Here is a 17,233-nt window from a genome sequence, read left to right as displayed (position 1 = left end):
CCTTTAAACTAATGCCGATCGATCAGGCCTCTGTAGGGCACCTCCCCCCCCATTGCACTCAACAATACAGTCGCTTTACAGCTCCACTTGCGACTACGCTTGCACAGCATCTTGCGATTTAATCCGACGAATACCGGCCTGGCTGACGTATATCAGCGTCCCTTGCGCCCGATTGCTGGATGCTCGCGGCTTTTTTATTCGAACCGACAAGGAAGACTTTCGTGTTTGCCAATTTGTTAATCATCCTTGCCTCGTCACTGGTGGTCATCGCCCTGTTTCGACGTCTGCAACTGCCGCCGGTGTTGGGTTATTTGTGTGTCGGCCTATTCATTGGCCCGACCGCGCTGAACTGGGTCAATGACAGTCCGGACCTGCCTGACCTCGGCGAGTTGGGGGTGGTGTTTTTACTGTTTTCGCTGGGGCTTGAGTTCTCGCTGCCCAAGATGCTCAAGCTGCGGCGCGTGGTGTTTGGCCTAGGCAGCTTGCAGGTCTTAGGCACGACTGTGGTGCTGGGCGGCCTGCTGTATGCCTTTGGAATGAGCCCCAACAGCGCACTGCTACTCGGTGCAGGACTTGCCTTGTCGTCCACGGCCATCGTCAGTAAAGAATTGACCAGCCTAGGGGAGATTTTCAGTCGTCACGGCCAAAATGCTATTGGCGTGTTGCTGTTTCAGGACGTCGTAGCAGTATTGTTGCTAACGCTGGTGCCGGTGTTTGCAGGCAGCAGCGACCAAGCCTGGTATTGGGCCTTGCCCAGCACATTGGGCAAAACCGCGATTTTGTTTGTCGGCCTGCTCATCACCAGCCGCTGGCTGTTGCCGCGACTGTTTCATGAAGTGGCGGCTTCGCGTTCTGCCGAGTTGTTTGTGTTGCTGGCCCTAGTGATTGTCTTAGTCACGGCATGGCTCACCCATTTACTGGGGCTGTCGCCAGCGCTCGGAGCATTCTTGGCAGGCATGCTGCTGGGAGAAAGCCATTACCGGCACCAAATCGAGGCCGATATTCGGCCCTTTCGCGACATTCTGCTGGGGCTGTTTTTCGTCAGCATTGGCATGCTCATCGACCTGCAATTGTTCCTGCACCACGGTTTCCTGATCCTGGGCATCACGCTGGCCCTGATGCTGATCAAGGGATGCGTGGTGGCTATTCTGGTCAAACTGCGTGGCAGCGACGCCGAAACGGCGTGGCGAAGCGGCCTAGCGCTGGCCCAAGGGGGTGAGTTCTGCTTTGCACTCATGGCACAAATGCAACTCAACGCGCTAATCCCGTCTGAAGACGCGCCTTATTTGCTGGCTGCTACCTTCTGTTCGATGCTGCTCACCCCCGTGCTGCTGCGCGCCGCGCCAAAAATCGCGGCGAGCCTGCACCACAAATCGAATGAAGAAGCAGAACTGGAGCAAATTGCCGCACAAAGTGCCGAGTTGCACGGGCATGTGGTGATCTGTGGCTACGGCCGCGTCGGTCAGTCCATCGGACGCTTTCTACGCCGAGAAAACCAGGACTTTATCGCCTTGGACTACGACCCGGATCGGATTCAAGAATCCACCAAAACCGAGAATTCGGTGCATTACGGTGATGCCCGACGGGGTGATTTACTCCGTGCTGTGGGCCTGGACCGTGCGCGTCTGCTGGTGATCGCGGTAGACAACAGCGATGTCGCAATGAGTGTGCTCAAAGAGGCCCGGCTGATCACCCTTGATGTACCGGTATTGGTCAGAACCCGCGATGACAGCAAACTCGCCGAACTCAAGGCTGCCGGTGCGACAGAAGTGGTGCCCGAGTTACTGGAGTCCAGCTTAATGTTGGCCTCACATGCGCTGATATTGCTGGGGCTGCCGGAAAAAACGGTGCGCCAGCGCGTGGATGAGGTGCGCCATAATCGTTACCACTTGCTCGAAGGCTGCTTTGAAAACCCCGACTCACGTGACGGCCCGGGTTTTCCCCGAGAAGGTGAATAATTTAAGGTAAGGTTTCGCGCCTCTTCAGACCGAAACAGTCTAGGCTCTGCGTTTCAGGGCACTGACCGCCCAGAGTCGTTACCTGAAGTGAAGAATTGCAGTGAACCTTCAGCTAATGCCTACACTCGAATCATCTAGAAGCCACACACGGAGTTAATCATGGCCCGCAAAACAGCAAAGAATGCTCAAGAAATCCTCAAGGCCGATTTCCAGGCCCTGGTCAACGACACTGAACGCCTACTGGAGCACAGTGCCTCTTTGGCTGGCGAACAGGCTGACGAGTTACGTGCACAGATCAAGCTGAGCCTGCTCAATGCCCGCGAGTCTCTGGAACAGACCAAAGAGTCGTTGCAAGAACGTGGTGAAGCCGCCGTTACCGCTACTGAAGATTATGTTCAGGCAAACCCGTGGCAGTCCGTCGGCATTGCGGCCGGGATCGGCTTTTTGATTGGCCTGCTGGCCACACGGCGCTGATATGAGTAACGAAGAATCCAGCTCCCGTTCCTCACCGCGGCGCTTGGGTGCTGCGTTTCTGGGCCTTCTGCACAGCCACGTCGAGTTGCTGGGCATCGAACTGCAAGAGCAAAAAGCGCGCACGGTCAGCCTGTTGTTATTTGCCGGGCTGGCACTGGTCTTCGGGCTGTTGTTGCTGATCGGCCTATCGGCGCTGATTTTGATTGTGCTTTGGGACAGTTACCGCCTGCCCGGCATTATCGGGCTCTGCGTGTTTTATGCACTGGCTGCGGTTTTCTGCGGCTTGAGGCTTAAATCTGCGGTGTTCGATGAGTCCTCTCCTTTCAACGCCACGCTCGAAGAGCTGGCCAAAGACCGCGAGCGTTTGTTGCCATGAGCCTGCCTGAAATGCCGCAAAACCCCTCGCGCCGCGAAATGCGCAAAATGCTGATTCGCCTGCGCATGGAAATGCATCGCCAGGAGATTCGTCATGAAACGCAGCAACTTATGGAGCCGCTGCAAAAAATGCGCGGCATGACCACCAACTGGCAAGAAAACCTGGGAATCAAGCACGGGCCGCTGTGGGGTGTCGGGCTTGTCACCCTGCTCGGTTTTCTGACCGGAAAAGGTGCTAAAAGCAAAGGTGCTGGAGGCATGTCCCGCTTAATCGGGCTCACCACTGGCCTGTTGCCGCTGATCAAACTGGTTATCCAGGGATCATCGCGCAAGCCATGAGCGTCCGTTACCCCCAAAGAGCGAGCTTGCTCGCGATCTTTTAAGATCAAAAGATCGCGAGCAAGCTCGCTACTACGAAGTGACAGAACACACCCTCACGCCGTGATTTGAAAACCGCGCACACCTTGCGCCATCCCGCGTGAAGCGCGAAGCTGCGTCATCAGTCATTGACGGAGCACTGCGCCTTGGATTGGCAAACCCTGCTTAACCGCGAACGCCTTGGAAAACCTCACCACAGCCCCGAAGAACTCGGGCGCAGTCCTTTCCACAAAGACCATGACCGGATTATTTTTTCTGGTGCCTTTCGCCGTCTGGGACGCAAGACCCAGGTGCATCCGGTCAACAGTAACGACCATATCCATACCCGACTTACCCATTCGCTTGAGGTCAGTTGCGTAGGCCGCTCACTGGGCATGCGAGTCGGTGAAACCATTCGCAGTGCATTACCCGAATGGTGCGACCCTGCCGATCTGGGGATGGTGGTGCAATCTGCTTGCCTGGCCCATGACATTGGCAACCCGCCCTTTGGCCACTCCGGCGAGGACGCCATACGCAACTGGTTCCAGCAGGCCGCTGGCAAGGGTTGGCTGGATGACATGAGTGAGGCCGAGCGTAACGACTTCTTGAGCTTTGAAGGCAATGCACAAGGTTTCAGGGTGCTCACCCAACTTGAATATCATCAGTTCGATGGTGGCACACGTCTGACCCACGCCACGCTGGGCACCTTTCTTAAGTACCCGTGGACTGCGCGTCATGCCGACTCTCTGGGGTACAAAAAGCATAAGTTCGGGTGTTATCAAAGCGAGCTTCACCTGCTTGAAAATATTGCCCACAAACTTGGTCTGCCACAGATAGAGGACGAGCGTTGGGCGCGCCATCCTCTGGTGTACCTGATGGAAGCGGCTGATGACATCTGCTACGCGCTGATCGACCTTGAAGATGGCCTGGAAATGGATCTGCTGCAGTACGCCGAGGTCGAGTCCCTGCTGCTCAATCTGGTGGGGGACGACTTGCCGGAGACCTATCGCCAACTCGGCCCCCAAGAATCGCAACGACGCAAGCTGGCGATTCTGCGGGGCAAGGCGATTGAACATCTCACCAACGCTGCCGCCCGCGCCTTTGTCGAGCAGCAAGACGCACTGTTGGCCGGCACATTACCAGGGGATCTGGTCGAACACATGCATGGCACGGCCAAGCGCTGCGTGCTGGACGCCAAAGACATGGCGCGCAAAAAAATCTTCCAGGACAAACGCAAAACCCTGCATGAGATTGGCGCCTACACCACGCTGGAAATCCTGCTAAACGCCTTTTGCGGCGCAGCGCTGGAGCAGCATGGTCACAAACCCCTGTCGTTCAAGAATCGACGCATTCTCGATTTGCTGGGCAACAACGCTCCTGCCCCTCATTGGCCACTGCATCGCTCGTTTATGCGCATCATCGACTTTATCGCGGGCATGACCGACAGCTATGCCACGCAGATGGCCAGAGAAATGACGGGGCGCTCGAGTCCTGTCTGAAGAGTGCCCACCCTTATGAACAGGGGGGTGGGTGCACAGCAAAACCAGCACGCGCTTAACCATGCTGTATTAACTGCCAGTAGCTCTCGCCCAAACAAAAAGCCAGGGCGATTACGCACTTATTTCTTGATGTAAATACCACAAAGCAAAAACAAAACTACTCGTAGGAATATTCCTAATATAACTAGGAATACATAAAACCACTTGCAACCCCACACCAAACAAACGATTCAGCACGATATTAAACAGCCTCTACCCATCAAACAAATCGTGAGTTCACGCCTTATTTAATGTAGGAATATTCCCATACTACGTTTGTAGGCCGCCCCCTTCGTGTTCCCGCCCATATATCTGAGCTAAGGTGCGCGCTTTCTATGCAGCTCTTTAAGGGAATCTAATATGAACACAATTTTTATTGTCGACGATCACCCGGTAATCCGACTGGCTATTCGCATGTTGTTAGAACATGAGGGTTATGAAATAGTCGGCGAAACTGACAATGGCGTAGATGCGATGCAAATGATCCGCGAATGTGTCCCAGATCTGATTATTCTCGACATCAGCATTCCGAAACTCGACGGCCTGGAAGTGCTAGCACGTTTTAACGCAATGAATTCAACCCTTAAAACCTTGGTCCTAACGGCTCAGTCGCCGGCTCTTTTCGCCATGCGTTGCATGCAGTCGGGTGCGGCCGGATATGTGTGTAAACAAGAGGAGCTAAACGAACTTGTCAGCGCAATAAAAGCTGTATTCTCTGGCTACAATTACTTTCCTAGCCAAGCATTGACTCCTGAAAAACTGGGAGATGAAAACTCTTCAGAACTCGAATTATTCAAATCGGTCAATGACCGAGAACTCATGGTTCTGAAGCTATTTGCACAAGGCAAAACCAACAAAGAAATAGCCACCGGTATGTTTCTTAGTAATAAAACCGTGAGCACTTATAAAAAGCGGCTCATGCAAAAACTTAAAGCCAATTCCTTGGTCGACCTTATCGAATTGGCAAAACGCAACGCCTTAGTGTGAGAAACAGGATGCCCACGCGGTTAAATCATTACCTCTCTTTACTCGCAGGGTTAATCCTGTGTACACCCGTGTTCGCAGAGTTACCCCGGACTGAAAGCTTTGCCTTGCTCAGCCGCTCGGGCACCTATCACATGGAAGTCCCGCTGGATAAACAACAGCGTTACTGGCTACAAGAAAAACGTGAGCTGCGGGTAGGCACCTCCAACCCGGACTATCCGCCCTTTGACATGACCGTCAGCGGTCAAGACTACGAAGGTTTCACTGCTGATTACGTCGGCATCCTGGCCAAAGCCTTGAACGTGTCGATCAAGGTTCAACGCTTCCCTACTCGAGACGCCGCCATCAAGGCGCTTGAAGGCGGCAGCATCGACTTGCTCGGCACATCCAATGGTTTTGAAGCCGCGCACCCAAACCTGTTGCTCTCAACGCCCTATGCCATCGACCAGCCAGTACTGGTCACTCGCGAGGGAGAGACGCGGTCTCTCTCTCAAGGTCTGGAAGGCCTGCGCTTGAGCATGGTGTACCACTACTTACCGCTGGACGAAGTCAAGGCGCTCTATCCCAAAGCCATCATCCAGTCCTACCCGTCTTATCAGAACGCCATTAATTCGGTGGCGTTCGATCAGGCAGATGTATTTTTGGGGGACACCATCTCCACCCATTACATGATCAACAAGGGCTACCTGACAAACATCAAGATGGCCAATTTTGGCAAGCATGAAGCCTATGGTTTCAGCTTTGCCGTACGCCGCGACAACCCGCAACTGCTCGGCATAATCAACGCCACGCTGCGCGCTGTTCCCAACAGCGAACGAGAAAGCATTGCCAAGCGCTGGAACGCCAGCAGTGACCTGTTGCTGACGGACCAAAAACTCCAGCTCACTGCCCGTGAAGAACGCTGGTTGATCAAACACCCTGTCGTCAACGTGGTGGTCAATGAAACACTGGCGCCGCTGACCTTTTTCGATACCGAGGGTAATTTCAGGGGCATTACCGCTGATCTGCTGGAGGTTATTCGCCTGCGTACCGGGCTGCGTTTCGAGATACAGCGCGAGCGCAGCCTCAACACCATGATTCAAATGATCCAGCAGCACGACACCGACATTATCTCGGCCATCAGCCCCTCTGCTCCACGAGAAAGCGCCTTGACCTTCAGCCGCCCTTATCTCGAAAACTCTTTTGTCTTGCTCAGCGCCAAAGGCGCTGAGCAACCCACCAGCCTCGACCAGCTAGCCGGTAAACGTCTAGCCTTAACCCGGGGCAATCCCTTGACCGAGTACCTGCGCACAGAGCACCCACGGATCACGCTGGTCGAGACGGACGATATTTATCAGGCCACAGAATTGCTGGCCGAAGGCAAAGCAGAAGGTGCGGTGAATACGCTGGTGATTGCCAACTACCTGCTCGCCTCGCAATTATTTCAAGACCGATTGCAGATCAGCGCCACATTGGGCACTCAACCCGCGACGTTTTCTCTGGCCACCGCCCGCGATGCCCCCGAACTCGCCTCTATCCTCAACAAGGCACTGCTAAGCATTGCCCCCGATGAACTGGGGATCATCAACAGCCGCTGGCGCGGTTATGTCCCGGCAACTGACAGTTATTGGCGCAATTACCATCGCCTGATTTACCAGATCATTATTGGCACCAGCTTGTTACTGCTGCTGTCACTGGTCTGGAATGCCTACATGCGGCGCCAGATCAACCAGCGAAAAATGGCTGAACGCGCCCTCAGCGATCAATTTGAATTCATGCGTGCGCTGGTCAATGGCACGCCGCATCCCATTTATGTGCGTGACCGTGCCTGCATTCTGCAAACCTGCAACGACAGCTACCTCAACGCCTTTTCAGCCAAGCGCGAAGACGTCATCGGCAAAGACGTGATGCAAACCCAAAGCATCCTCAACAATGCACATGAAGCGCATGACTATCAGGCTGACTACTTGAGGGTTATGCGCGAAGGCACCCCGCTTATCGTCGATCGCCCGCTGCAGATCGGCGGCAAGACCCAAACCATCTACCACTGGATACTGCCTTACCGGGATTCGCTGGGTGAAGTGCAGGGCATTATTGGCGGCTGGATCGATATCAGCGACCGGCGCCAACTGATGGATGAACTGCGCGCAGCCAAAGAGCAAGCTGATGATGCCAACCGGGCTAAAAGTACCTTTCTGGCAACCATGAGCCATGAAATCCGTACACCGATGAACGCGGTCATTGGCATGCTTGAACTGGCCTTAAAGCGGGCCGATACCGGCCAATTTGACCGCCCTTCGATCGAAGTCGCTTACAACTCGGCCAAAGACCTGCTGGAACTGATTGGAGACATTCTCGACATTGCCAGGATTGAGTCCGGGCGACTTAACCTGAGCCCGGAGCGCGTCAATCTACGTGAACTGGCCAACTCGGTTATTCGGGTCTTCGATGGTCTGGCACGACAAAAGAACCTAAGCCTCTCGCTTATATTCAACCCGCTAGATAACGAGCCCGACGTACTGATAGATCCTCTTCGCTTCAAACAGATCCTGACCAATCTGGTCAGCAACGCGATCAAATTCACCGAGCGCGGCCAGGTCACGCTCCAACTCACGATGCTGCCTGCCGACACATCGGAGCAGGTTGAGCTGCAGTTAAGCGTGACGGACACCGGCATCGGCATTAGTGAACTCGATCAGACGCGATTGTTTGAACCCTTCTCTCAAGCCGAAAACAGCGGGCAACTGGCCTTAAGCGGCGCAGGCCTCGGCCTGGTGATCTGCCGTAGCCTGTGCGAAATGATGGGGGGCACGCTCAAGCTGAGCAGCCAACCGAGTGTCGGCACCCAGGTTCACATCAGGCTTAAGGTGTCAGCCTTGGCACCTTGCCTCGCAGCGCTCATTCAAGAACCCGTAATAACCCCCGCCGCTCGCCAATTGAACGTGCTAGTGGTCGATGATCATCCGGCTAATCGTTTGTTGATGTGCCAGCAACTGGGCTTCTTGGGGCATCATTTCACCACCGCTCACAATGGAGCAGCAGGGCTGGAACTGTGGAAGCAAGAGGTGTTCGATCTGGTTATTGCAGACTGCAACATGCCGATCATGAACGGTTATGACTTGACGCGTGCTATCCGCCAGCACGAGCAAGACTCAGACCAAGCGCGCTGCACCATTATGGGGTTTACAGCCAATGCGCAACCTGAAGAGCGCCAGCGGTGCAAGCTGGCCGGTATGGACGACTGCCTGTTTAAACCGATCAGCCTGATCTTGCTGAGCCAGCGCCTGAGCGCACTTGAGTCACTGCCCAGCTCAGCAGAGATTCTCAATGTTGAAACGCTCTACTCACTGGCTGGCAGAAATGGCTCGCATTTAAAATTGCTACTTGAAGAGCTGGTGCGCAGTAATCGACTGGACCTCAAGGCGCTGTTAGCGCTGAACATCACAGATGGGTTGGAGCCTTTTCAGGGCATTGCTCACCGAATAAAAGGCGCTGCAAAAATTGTCGGCGCTCACGACCTGATCAATCACTGTGAGGGGCTCGAACACGCAGAGTTGACGACACTCCAGGTGCGCAGCAATACGGTTCAGCTCGCCATGCGCACACTTGAGCGCGCATTACTGCGTGAACTGGCTCGACTGAACGAGGGCACCTAAATCGTTATCCCTACCGCAGAGCCAATTTAAGGGGCAGGTTGGCCACGACTTACTATGCTTACAGGCACCGGCACCCTGACACTTGCGGAGATCCCCCATGCCTCTGAACATGCCCGCCAGTAAGCGTCAGTTTCCGCTGCACATACACATCAGCGTGGTGTTCACTTTATTGCTGATCCTGATGGGCGTAGCACTGGGTGTTTTCAACTATATACAAAACACCCGCATCATCCTTGACGGCAGCCAGAAGCTGTTCAGCCAGATCGAGCAGGATGTGCAGTTAGACCTGCTGAATACCTATCAGCCGATTCGAAACACTCTGAATCTGCTGGCCCTGCATCCAAACGTGCCGACAGACCGCTTCGAATCCCGCCTCCAATTGCTGCAACCCTTCGTGCAGGCACTCAATGACACCCCCGCGCTCTCAGCGCTGTACTTGGCGGATAACAAAGGCAATTTTTTCCAAGTTAGGCCTTTACGCAGCGAGGCCAGTAGGGCACGTCAAAACGCCCCGCCGCACGCTGCTTATGAAGCCTGGTCCGTTCAACGCTCAGGCCAAACCGAAGGGGCCGTGTCGCAAAGGCTATTTTTTGATGAGTCCCTGACATTGCTGTCACAGCTCAGCAACCCTCATGAAGTCTATGACCCACGTGATCGCAGCTGGTTTATCCCAACCCACAGCCCCATCAACCAATCCACCACCAGCCCGTACTTGTTTTTCTCGACGGATGAAATCGGTACAACGCTGTCTAAACGCAGCTCGGCGAAAACCATGATTGCCGCAGACCTGACCCTTTCAGAGCTGTCCAGTACCCTCGGCAAACACTTGATTACGCCTAACACACAAATCGTGCTGTTCGATAACGACGGGCGAGCGGTGGCGTACCCGGATGCCAGCAAATTATTAACCGGGTTAGGCTCCACACAACTGTCCAAGGTAACCTCACTCAATCCAGCCCTCAATCTGCTGATCACACAAGGGATAGACGCAAACCAGCGCCTTGACGACGGGCAACGCCAATGGATCGTCTCATTGGCCAAGGTAGACGATGGCGGTTCCAACGGCCTGCAATTGGCCTTGATGGTGCCTGAGGACGAGTTACTGGCCGACGCTTATCGCCTACGCTGGGAAGGCACTCTGGTGGCACTGGCGATGTTGCTTTTGTGCTTGCCATTGGGTTGGTTGACCTCTCGACTGCTGGTCAAACCCTTGAAAGAGTTGGTGCAAGAGGCTAACGCGATTCGTCGCTTCGACTTCAACTACCCGATCCAGCAACAATCACCAGTGCTTGAAATCGACCAACTGGCCGCGTCGATGCAGCGAATGAAAGAAACCCTCGCAAGCTTCTTTGAAATCACCGCCAGCCTCTCGGCACATACTCGGTTTGAGCCCTTGCTGCAGTCGGTACTCGTCGAAATGATCAAGCTCGGACAAGCGCAGGCAGGGTTGATCTATCTCACGGAAAACGACAACACCGATCTAGAACTCAAAGGCTTGATCATTGATGGCCAAGCGCAGAGTTTGAGCATTCTGGCCCATAGCTTGATCAACCCGCAGGACGATCAAACGCCATCTTGGCTGCGCACGCTGAGTGCGGGCCAGGACAGCGTGGTGTGTGCGCTTAGCCTCGAGCAGGCGGGTGACTTGCTGCCTGTGATGCAGGCGCTCGACAGCCAAAGCATTCATGTGATCGGCATCCGGCTGCATAACCGCCACAGTGAAACCGTTGGCGTGCTTGCGCTGATCCTCAACAACAGCGAGGCCAGCAGTGATCAGGAGCCGCTGAGCGCCGAACGCATTGCATTTATCAAAGCCGTTTCCGGCGCAGCGGCTGTGTCGATTGAAAGCCAGCGCCTGCAAGAGCGCCAAAAACAACTGTTGAAAGCCTTTATTCAACTGCTGGCCGGGGCCATCGACGCCAAAAGTCCGTACACCGGCGGCCACTGTCAACGCGTTCCCGAACTGACCTTTATGCTGGCCAAGGCTGCCGAACAAAGCCAAGACCCGAATTTTGCGCTGTACAACCCAACGGATGAAGAGTGGGAAGCCCTGCACATAGCCGCCTGGCTACACGATTGCGGCAAAGTCACGACGCCGGAATATGTGGTCGACAAGGCGACCAAACTTGAAACCATTTACGACCGCATCCACGAAATTCGCACGCGATTTGAGGTGCTTAAGTGTGACGCCTGGATCAGCTACTGGCAGGCACTCGCCCAAGGCGGCAGCAATCAGCTGCTGGCTGATCAGCGTGATGCCCGCCTGGCAGCGCTCGATGACGATTTTGCCTTTGTGGCACGCAGCAATGTCGGCGGCGAAGCCATGGCAGAGGCGGACCTGGAGCGTTTGAAAAACATCGCAAGGCAAACCTGGACCCGTACCTTGGATGATCGCTTGGGCGTGTCGTGGGAAGAAAACGCACGACAGGCTAGGCGTGAAGCCCCAAGCCTTCCAGTCACCGAATTATTGCTGGGGGATAAACCCGAGCATCTGTTCATGCGGGCCGAGTCCGAATCCGAACTGAACGAAAGCGACAATCCTTGGGGTTTCAAGCTGGATGTCCCGCAGTACAAGTTCAATCGCGGCGAGCTGTACAACCTGAGCATCACCCGCGGCACATTGACCTCGGAAGAGCGCTACATCATCAATAACCACATTGTGCAAACCATCCTTATGCTCGACCGTCTGCCCTTCCCCAACTACCTAGGCAACATTGCGGAAATAGCGGGCGGGCATCACGAGCGAATGGATGGCAAGGGTTATCCGAAACGTCTGCGCCGAGAAGACATGAGCCTCGCAGCGCGAATGATGGCGATTGCCGATATTTTCGAAGCCCTGACCGCCTCGGACCGCCCCTACAAGCGGGGCAAAACCTTGAATGAGGCGCTGAACATCATGGCGGGCATGTGCCACGACGGGCACATTGACCCGTCGCTGTTCGAGCTGTTTATGCGCGAGCACATCTTTATGCAATACGCTCGGCAGTACCTTGAACCGCAGCAAATCGATACGGTCAACGTTGACGCGCTGCTGGTCAAGGCCGGGGTCGATTGAGCCTCTAAACGGCGATCAGCACTCGCTCAAGCGCAGGAAAATCGCCGCCAGCGCTTCAACACCTTGCTGGTCTTGCTCAGTGAATCTGCCGATGCTCGGGCTGTCCAGGTCCAGCACGCCGATCAGGCGACCGTCCTTGATCAAGGGCACCACCAACTCACTGTTGGACGCGCTGTCGCAGGCAATGTGCCCGGGGAATGCATGTACGTCTTCAACTCGCTGGGTCTGCCTGCTGGCCGCTGCGGCACCGCACACACCCCGCCCAAAAGGAATACGTACGCAGGCGATCTGGCCCTGAAACGGCCCTAGCACCAGTTCCTCGTTGCGATTGAGGTAGAACCCGGCCCAGTTCAAGTCATCAAGCTGACTGAACAAAAACGCCGAAAACTGCGCCGCGTTGGCGATAAAGTCGCGCTCATCGGCCAGCAAAGACTCCAGTTGCGCTTGCAGCAAGGTGTAACCGTCCAGGCCTGCGCCCGTGGCATTTAAATCAATCATTCGTGTACTCCAACAATTTCAATCCAACCCAGTAGCGCGCGAACTGATACGCACAGCGGCCATTACGATTGCCGCGCCCGGTTGCCCAGCGCACGGCCAAAATATCCAGCGCCTCATCACGCTGCCACTGCAAGCCGGCCTTGCCGGCCAGCACGTTGATCCAGTGTTCAACCACGCTCAGGAAGTGCTCCTGAGTAAATGGGTAAAACGATAACCAAAGTCCGAAGCGGTCGGACAACGCAATCTTGTCTTCAACGGCTTCATTGGGATGAAGTTCTCCATCGACGTTCTTCCAGTTCTCGTTATCGCTTTCTTTTTCGGGCACCAAGTGCCGACGATTAGACGTGGCGTAGAGCAAAACGTTATCGGGCGCTTGCTCCAACGAGCCATCGAGTACGCTTTTCAGCACCCGGTAATCACTCTCGCCGGCTTCAAATGACAAGTCATCGCAAAACAGCACAAAACGCTGAGGCAAACCCTGCAGTTGCTCGACCACCCGCGGAAGATCCGCCAAGTGGTCACGTTCGATTTCAATCAGCCGCAGACCTGCGCCCGCGTATTCAGCGAGCAATGCCCGAATCAGGGAAGACTTACCGGTGCCACGCGAGCCCCACAGCAAGGCATGGTTAGCGGGCAGGCCGTCAAGAAACTGCTTCGTATTGCGCCCCAGTTGATCGCGCTGGTTATCGACACCAATCAGGTCAGTCAGGCGCATCTCAAGACTGACGTCCAAGGGCAGCAAATAACCCGTACGACCTTCTCGCTGCCATCGCGCGGCCAAGCAACTGCCCCACTCGACTGCCTCGCGGGGCGCGGGCAACAAAGGCTCAAGGCGCGCAAGCACCGCTTCGGCCCGTTCCAGGAAAGCACTCAGTTTAGAATCCACATCATTTCCTCAGACTGGTTCGCAGCCATCGTGCATGAACATGACGAACGCTCAGCGCTCGCCCAGGCTGTGATTCATGCGGGCTCTTTGAAAAAACTGCACGTGTGCCAGCAAGTTACCCCATACATCGACTATTCTTGGCCGCCGAAAGGGAATGGAAACAGGTGTAGCACCCAATGGATATAAAATTCACCCATCGTCTGTCTTTCAAGCAAGCAAGACTGACAGTGTTGGTCGGTTTTGCTCTGGGGACGGTGCTCAGCCTGCTTCAAATCGGCATCGATTATGCCAGTGAAAACGCCGCCATCAATCGGGAAATCCAATCCCTGCTGGACATCAGTCACAACCCGGCCTCGCGTATTGCCTACAACCTCGACTCAGAACTCGCACAAGAGCTGGTGATGGGCCTGTTGAACTCGCCGGCTATCACCGGCGCGCAAATCAGTGATAACGATAAAAACACGCTGGCCTTTGTCCGGGACCCGCCAGAAGGCGGGCGCTACCGTGCATTAAGTGACTATCTGTTTGGCGAAACACGCACCTTCGACGACCGGCTCTATTTCAATCACCTGCCTGAACAAAGCGTGGGCGAATTGCACCTTGAGGTGGACACCTACCCCTTTGGGACCCGGTTCCTGCAACGTGCCGAAGTCACGCTGCTCACGGGTTTTGCGCGCAGTTTTCTACTGACGTTCATTCTGTTGGGGCTGTTTTACGTGATGTTGACCCGCCCCCTGACGCGGGTTATTCGCGAGCTCAGCATCAGTAAGCCCGGCGACCCCAACCCCTCACGCATCCACTGCCCGCCCGGCCATGAAGATGACGAAATTGGTGTGCTGGTCAACGCCGCCAATCTGCAGTTTGACGCCGTGACCCGCGAAATCGAACAACGACGCGCAGCAGAAAATCGCCTGACCGAGTATTTGGCTCAGTTGGAAAACATTGTCTCGGCTCGCACGCAAGAACTTGAGGCGATCAACACACGGCTCAGCCAGTCCAACGATGAACTCGAAGCCGCTCGCAGCACCGCCCTAGAAATGGCCCAGGCGCGGGCGGCCTTTCTGGCCAACATGAGCCATGAAATACGCACGCCGCTGAACGGTCTGCTGGGCATGCTCGCACTGTGTCTGGACAGTCCGCTGAATGCCGAACAGCACCAGCAACTGTCAATTGCCCATGACTCGGGCAAGGTGCTGGTCGAGTTGCTGAATGACATTCTCGACCTGTCAAAATTCGATGCCGGGCAATTAGAGCTGGAGCATATCGCCTTCGATCTCGGCACCTTGATTGAAGACACGGCCAAGCTGCTCTCGCAAAATGCCGCCCCAAGCGTAGAACTGACGTGCCTGATCCACCCGAGCTTCCCGGTGCTGATACTGGGCGACCCGACTCGCGTGCGCCAAATTGTCAGCAACCTGCTGTCCAACGCCCTGAAATTCACCCGTTTCGGACGCGTCGATGTGCGCCTCAGCACCCACAATAATCAGGTACGCATTGAAGTGTGTGACACCGGAATCGGTATCGCGCATGAAGCCCAAGCTCGCATATTCAGGCCTTTCACCCAGGCCGGGGCCGGCATTACTCGTCAGTTTGGCGGCACCGGCCTGGGGTTGGCATTGACCCGCAGCCTGTGTGAGGCCATGCAAGGGCGCCTAACCATCAGCTCGGAGATCGGATTCGGCAGCCAATTCTGTGCCGAACTGCCCTTGCCCTGTCATACCCCCGCGATCATCCCCACGCCGCTGTCGGGCCGAGTGGTGGCGGTGAGTGCCGCCAGCAGCGGTCTAAGTGAGTTGCTCAACAGCTACCTGCCACTATGGGGCCTGGACTATCAACGCTACTCCCTCGACCAGTCCCTAGTGGGTGTCGAACCTCAACTGCTGATTACCGACTGCCCGGAATGCCTGTTTGGGCTGCGACCGGCTATCAACACACCTATTTTGCTGGTCACCGCCTATGGCAACTTTATGCCTAGCGATCAAGTCAACGCGCTCGCCCCTCTGCAGCAAAAGGCCCGGCCTCTGTCACGGCAGGCGCTTTATCAAACCTTGCAACACTTGCTCCAGAAAGAGGACGAAGTGCACCCAAGCGTTCTTGTCAGCACTGCGCCAGTCGAGCATCGAGCGCGCATTCTTCTGGTCGAAGACAACCCGGTCAACCAACTGGTGGCCAAGGGCATGCTCGCCAAATTGGGCTGCGATGTGGTGATCGCGGCCCACGGCGGCGTAGCCCTGAGCCAGTTAAAACAGAGCGATTTCGATCTGGTGCTGATGGACTGCAACATGCCGGTGATGGACGGCTATGAGACCAGCCGGCAAATCCGCCAAAGCGGACGCTGGCCTGATTTGCCCATCGTCGCCTTGACGGCGAACGCTATGCCCGAAGAACGTGAACGCTGCCGCTCTGCAGGCATGAATGACTACTTGGCCAAACCCTTCCGGCGTGAAGAGCTGGCTGCATTACTCGACAGTTGGGTGCCCAAGAAAGAGGGGTAACTGCTTGTTTTGCGATCTTTTAAATGCTCAAAAGATCGCGAGATAAGCTCGTTCATTCCGGGATTTACTGGAGCAATTTCTCAATGTCAGCCTTAAGTGCTGCGGGCTTGGTGGCGGGTGCGTAGCGTTTTACCTTGCCATCGGGGCCGATCAGAAACTTGGTGAAGTTCCATTTGATGCCCTCCGACCCCAACACCCCAGGCGCACGCTTTTTCAGTTGCACAAATAGCGGATGTGCCTGGCTGCCGTTGACTTCAATCTTCTTGAACAACGGGAAGGTCACGCCAAAATTCAACTCGCAAAACTCGGAAATGGCTTCGGCATCGCCCGGCTCCTGCTTGCCGAACTGATTGCACGGAAAGCCAAGGACCACCAACCCCTGGTCCTTGTATTGCTGCCACAGGGCTTCAAGCCCTTTGTACTGGGAAGTAAAGCCACACTTACTAGCGGTGTTGACCACCAGCACTGCCTTGCCCGAGTAATCCGCCAGAGTTTTTTGCTCGCCGCTGAGGGTGGTACAGGGAATGTCGAACAGATTTTCGCTCATGACGGTGCTCTCATTAATAAACGTTACTGGCGGGGCACCAGATCCAGGCACACCGAATTGATGCAGTAGCGCAGCCCGGTTGGCGGTGGGCCATCGGGAAATACATGCCCCAGATGCGCATCGCACTTGGCGCAGGTCACTTCGGTGCGAATCATGCCATGGCTCACATCACGGATTTCAACCATCGCACTTTCGCCAATCGGCTGATAGAAGCTCGGCCAGCCGCAGCCCGAATCAAACTTGGCGCTGGAATCAAACAACGGCTCATTGCAGCAAATGCAGTGATAAACGCCCTCTGTTTTAGTCCCGTTGTATTTACCTGAAAACGGCCGTTCGGTGCCTTTAAGACGGCACACGTTGTATTGCTCTGGATCGAGCATGGCCTTCCATTCGTCCAGGGTTTTGTTCAACTTTTCCATGGTTCTACCTCT

Annotated in this window: 13 protein-coding genes; 9 read left to right on the top strand and 4 right to left on the bottom strand. The window is 55.3% G+C overall.

Features of this window, described 5'->3' with window-relative positions; translation table 11 throughout:
* The first annotated feature begins 221 nt into the window (after positions 1–221).
* The 8 genes from B347_RS0108650 to B347_RS0108615 all read left to right on the top strand — a co-directional run bounded on the left by B347_RS0108650 (position 222) and on the right by B347_RS0108615 (position 12,376).
* Positions 222–1,958, top strand: a complete 1,737-nt coding sequence (locus tag B347_RS0108650; protein ID WP_019409309.1) for a cation:proton antiporter — start codon at positions 222–224, stop codon at positions 1,956–1,958.
* 159 nt (positions 1,959–2,117) lie between these two features.
* Positions 2,118–2,432 carry a DUF883 family protein gene (locus B347_RS0108645; RefSeq protein ID WP_019409308.1) on the top strand — a complete coding sequence of 105 codons (315 nt, stop codon included), beginning with the start codon at positions 2,118–2,120 and terminating at the stop codon, positions 2,430–2,432.
* 1 nt (position 2,433) lies between these two features.
* Positions 2,434–2,808, top strand: coding sequence for a phage holin family protein (locus B347_RS0108640; protein ID WP_019409307.1), 375 nt, complete (start codon positions 2,434–2,436; stop codon positions 2,806–2,808).
* A complete protein-coding gene (locus B347_RS0108635; RefSeq protein WP_019409306.1) occupies positions 2,805–3,146 on the top strand; it encodes a hypothetical protein in 342 nt (113 codons plus the stop codon). Before B347_RS0108640 ends, B347_RS0108635 begins: the two co-directional genes overlap by 4 nt.
* 185 nt (positions 3,147–3,331) lie before the next feature.
* The gene (locus tag B347_RS0108630; protein ID WP_026014071.1) at positions 3,332–4,663 is read left to right on the top strand and encodes a deoxyguanosinetriphosphate triphosphohydrolase; all 1,332 of its coding nucleotides are present in this window, start codon (positions 3,332–3,334) and stop codon (positions 4,661–4,663) included.
* A 399-nt stretch (positions 4,664–5,062) separates the two neighbouring features.
* Positions 5,063–5,689, top strand: a complete 627-nt coding sequence (locus B347_RS0108625; protein ID WP_019409303.1) for a response regulator transcription factor — start codon at positions 5,063–5,065, stop codon at positions 5,687–5,689.
* A gap of 8 nt (positions 5,690–5,697) precedes the next feature.
* A complete protein-coding gene (locus tag B347_RS0108620) occupies positions 5,698–9,321 on the top strand; it encodes a transporter substrate-binding domain-containing protein (RefSeq protein WP_026014070.1) in 3,624 nt (1,207 codons plus the stop codon).
* Positions 9,322–9,418: 97 nt separating this feature from the next.
* Positions 9,419–12,376 carry an HD domain-containing phosphohydrolase gene (locus tag B347_RS0108615; RefSeq protein ID WP_019409301.1) on the top strand — a complete coding sequence of 986 codons (2,958 nt, stop codon included), beginning with the start codon at positions 9,419–9,421 and terminating at the stop codon, positions 12,374–12,376.
* A gap of 15 nt (positions 12,377–12,391) precedes the next feature.
* On the opposite strand, the gene B347_RS0108610 is transcribed toward B347_RS0108615, so the two are convergent.
* Together B347_RS0108610 and B347_RS0108605 are read right to left on the bottom strand one after the other, a co-directional pair.
* Complete coding sequence (locus B347_RS0108610; protein ID WP_019409300.1) at positions 12,392–12,874, bottom strand: GAF domain-containing protein; 483 nt, start codon at positions 12,872–12,874, stop codon at positions 12,392–12,394.
* A complete protein-coding gene (locus B347_RS0108605; RefSeq protein ID WP_019409299.1) occupies positions 12,867–13,760 on the bottom strand; it encodes an ATP-binding protein in 894 nt (297 codons plus the stop codon). The genes B347_RS0108610 and B347_RS0108605 overlap by 8 nt, the downstream gene beginning before the upstream one ends.
* A gap of 176 nt (positions 13,761–13,936) precedes the next feature.
* Here B347_RS0108605 and B347_RS0108600 point away from each other — a divergent pair, with 176 nt between their 5' ends.
* Positions 13,937–16,255 (top strand): response regulator, encoded by a 2,319-nt coding sequence (locus B347_RS0108600; protein WP_019409298.1) that lies wholly within the window; start codon positions 13,937–13,939, stop codon positions 16,253–16,255.
* A 64-nt stretch (positions 16,256–16,319) separates the two neighbouring features.
* On the opposite strand, the gene B347_RS0108595 is transcribed toward B347_RS0108600, so the two are convergent.
* Positions 16,320–16,802 carry a glutathione peroxidase gene (locus B347_RS0108595; protein ID WP_019409297.1) on the bottom strand — a complete coding sequence of 161 codons (483 nt, stop codon included), beginning with the start codon at positions 16,800–16,802 and terminating at the stop codon, positions 16,320–16,322.
* 23 nt (positions 16,803–16,825) lie between these two features.
* On the bottom strand, positions 16,826–17,221 hold the full coding sequence (gene msrB / locus B347_RS0108590; protein WP_019409296.1) for a peptide-methionine (R)-S-oxide reductase MsrB: 396 nt from the start codon (positions 17,219–17,221) through the stop codon (positions 16,826–16,828).
* Between the last annotated feature and the right edge of the window lie 12 nt (positions 17,222–17,233).

The sequence above is a fragment of the Pseudomonas psychrophila HA-4 genome (assembly GCF_000282975.1).
In the GTDB taxonomy this organism is placed as follows: domain Bacteria; phylum Pseudomonadota; class Gammaproteobacteria; order Pseudomonadales; family Pseudomonadaceae; genus Aquipseudomonas; species Aquipseudomonas psychrophila_A.
Note: the sequence above shows the minus strand (reverse complement) of the source record. Positions and strands in the feature narration are given on the sequence as shown.

Coding starts and splice junctions, on each gene's coding strand:
- B347_RS0108645 (WP_019409308.1), top strand. CDS start 2,118: ATGGCCCGCAAAACAGCAAAGAATGCTCAAGAAATCCTCAAGGCCGAT.
- B347_RS0108640 (WP_019409307.1), top strand. CDS start 2,434: ATGAGTAACGAAGAATCCAGCTCCCGTTCCTCACCGCGGCGCTTGGGT.
- B347_RS0108635 (WP_019409306.1), top strand. CDS start 2,805: ATGAGCCTGCCTGAAATGCCGCAAAACCCCTCGCGCCGCGAAATGCGC.
- B347_RS0108625 (WP_019409303.1), top strand. CDS start 5,063: ATGAACACAATTTTTATTGTCGACGATCACCCGGTAATCCGACTGGCT.
- B347_RS0108620 (WP_026014070.1), top strand. CDS start 5,698: ATGCCCACGCGGTTAAATCATTACCTCTCTTTACTCGCAGGGTTAATC.
- B347_RS0108615 (WP_019409301.1), top strand. CDS start 9,419: ATGCCTCTGAACATGCCCGCCAGTAAGCGTCAGTTTCCGCTGCACATA.
- B347_RS0108610 (WP_019409300.1), bottom strand. CDS start 12,874: ATGATTGATTTAAATGCCACGGGCGCAGGCCTGGACGGTTACACCTTG.
- B347_RS0108600 (WP_019409298.1), top strand. CDS start 13,937: ATGGATATAAAATTCACCCATCGTCTGTCTTTCAAGCAAGCAAGACTG.
- B347_RS0108595 (WP_019409297.1), bottom strand. CDS start 16,802: ATGAGCGAAAATCTGTTCGACATTCCCTGTACCACCCTCAGCGGCGAG.
- msrB (WP_019409296.1), bottom strand. CDS start 17,221: ATGGAAAAGTTGAACAAAACCCTGGACGAATGGAAGGCCATGCTCGAT.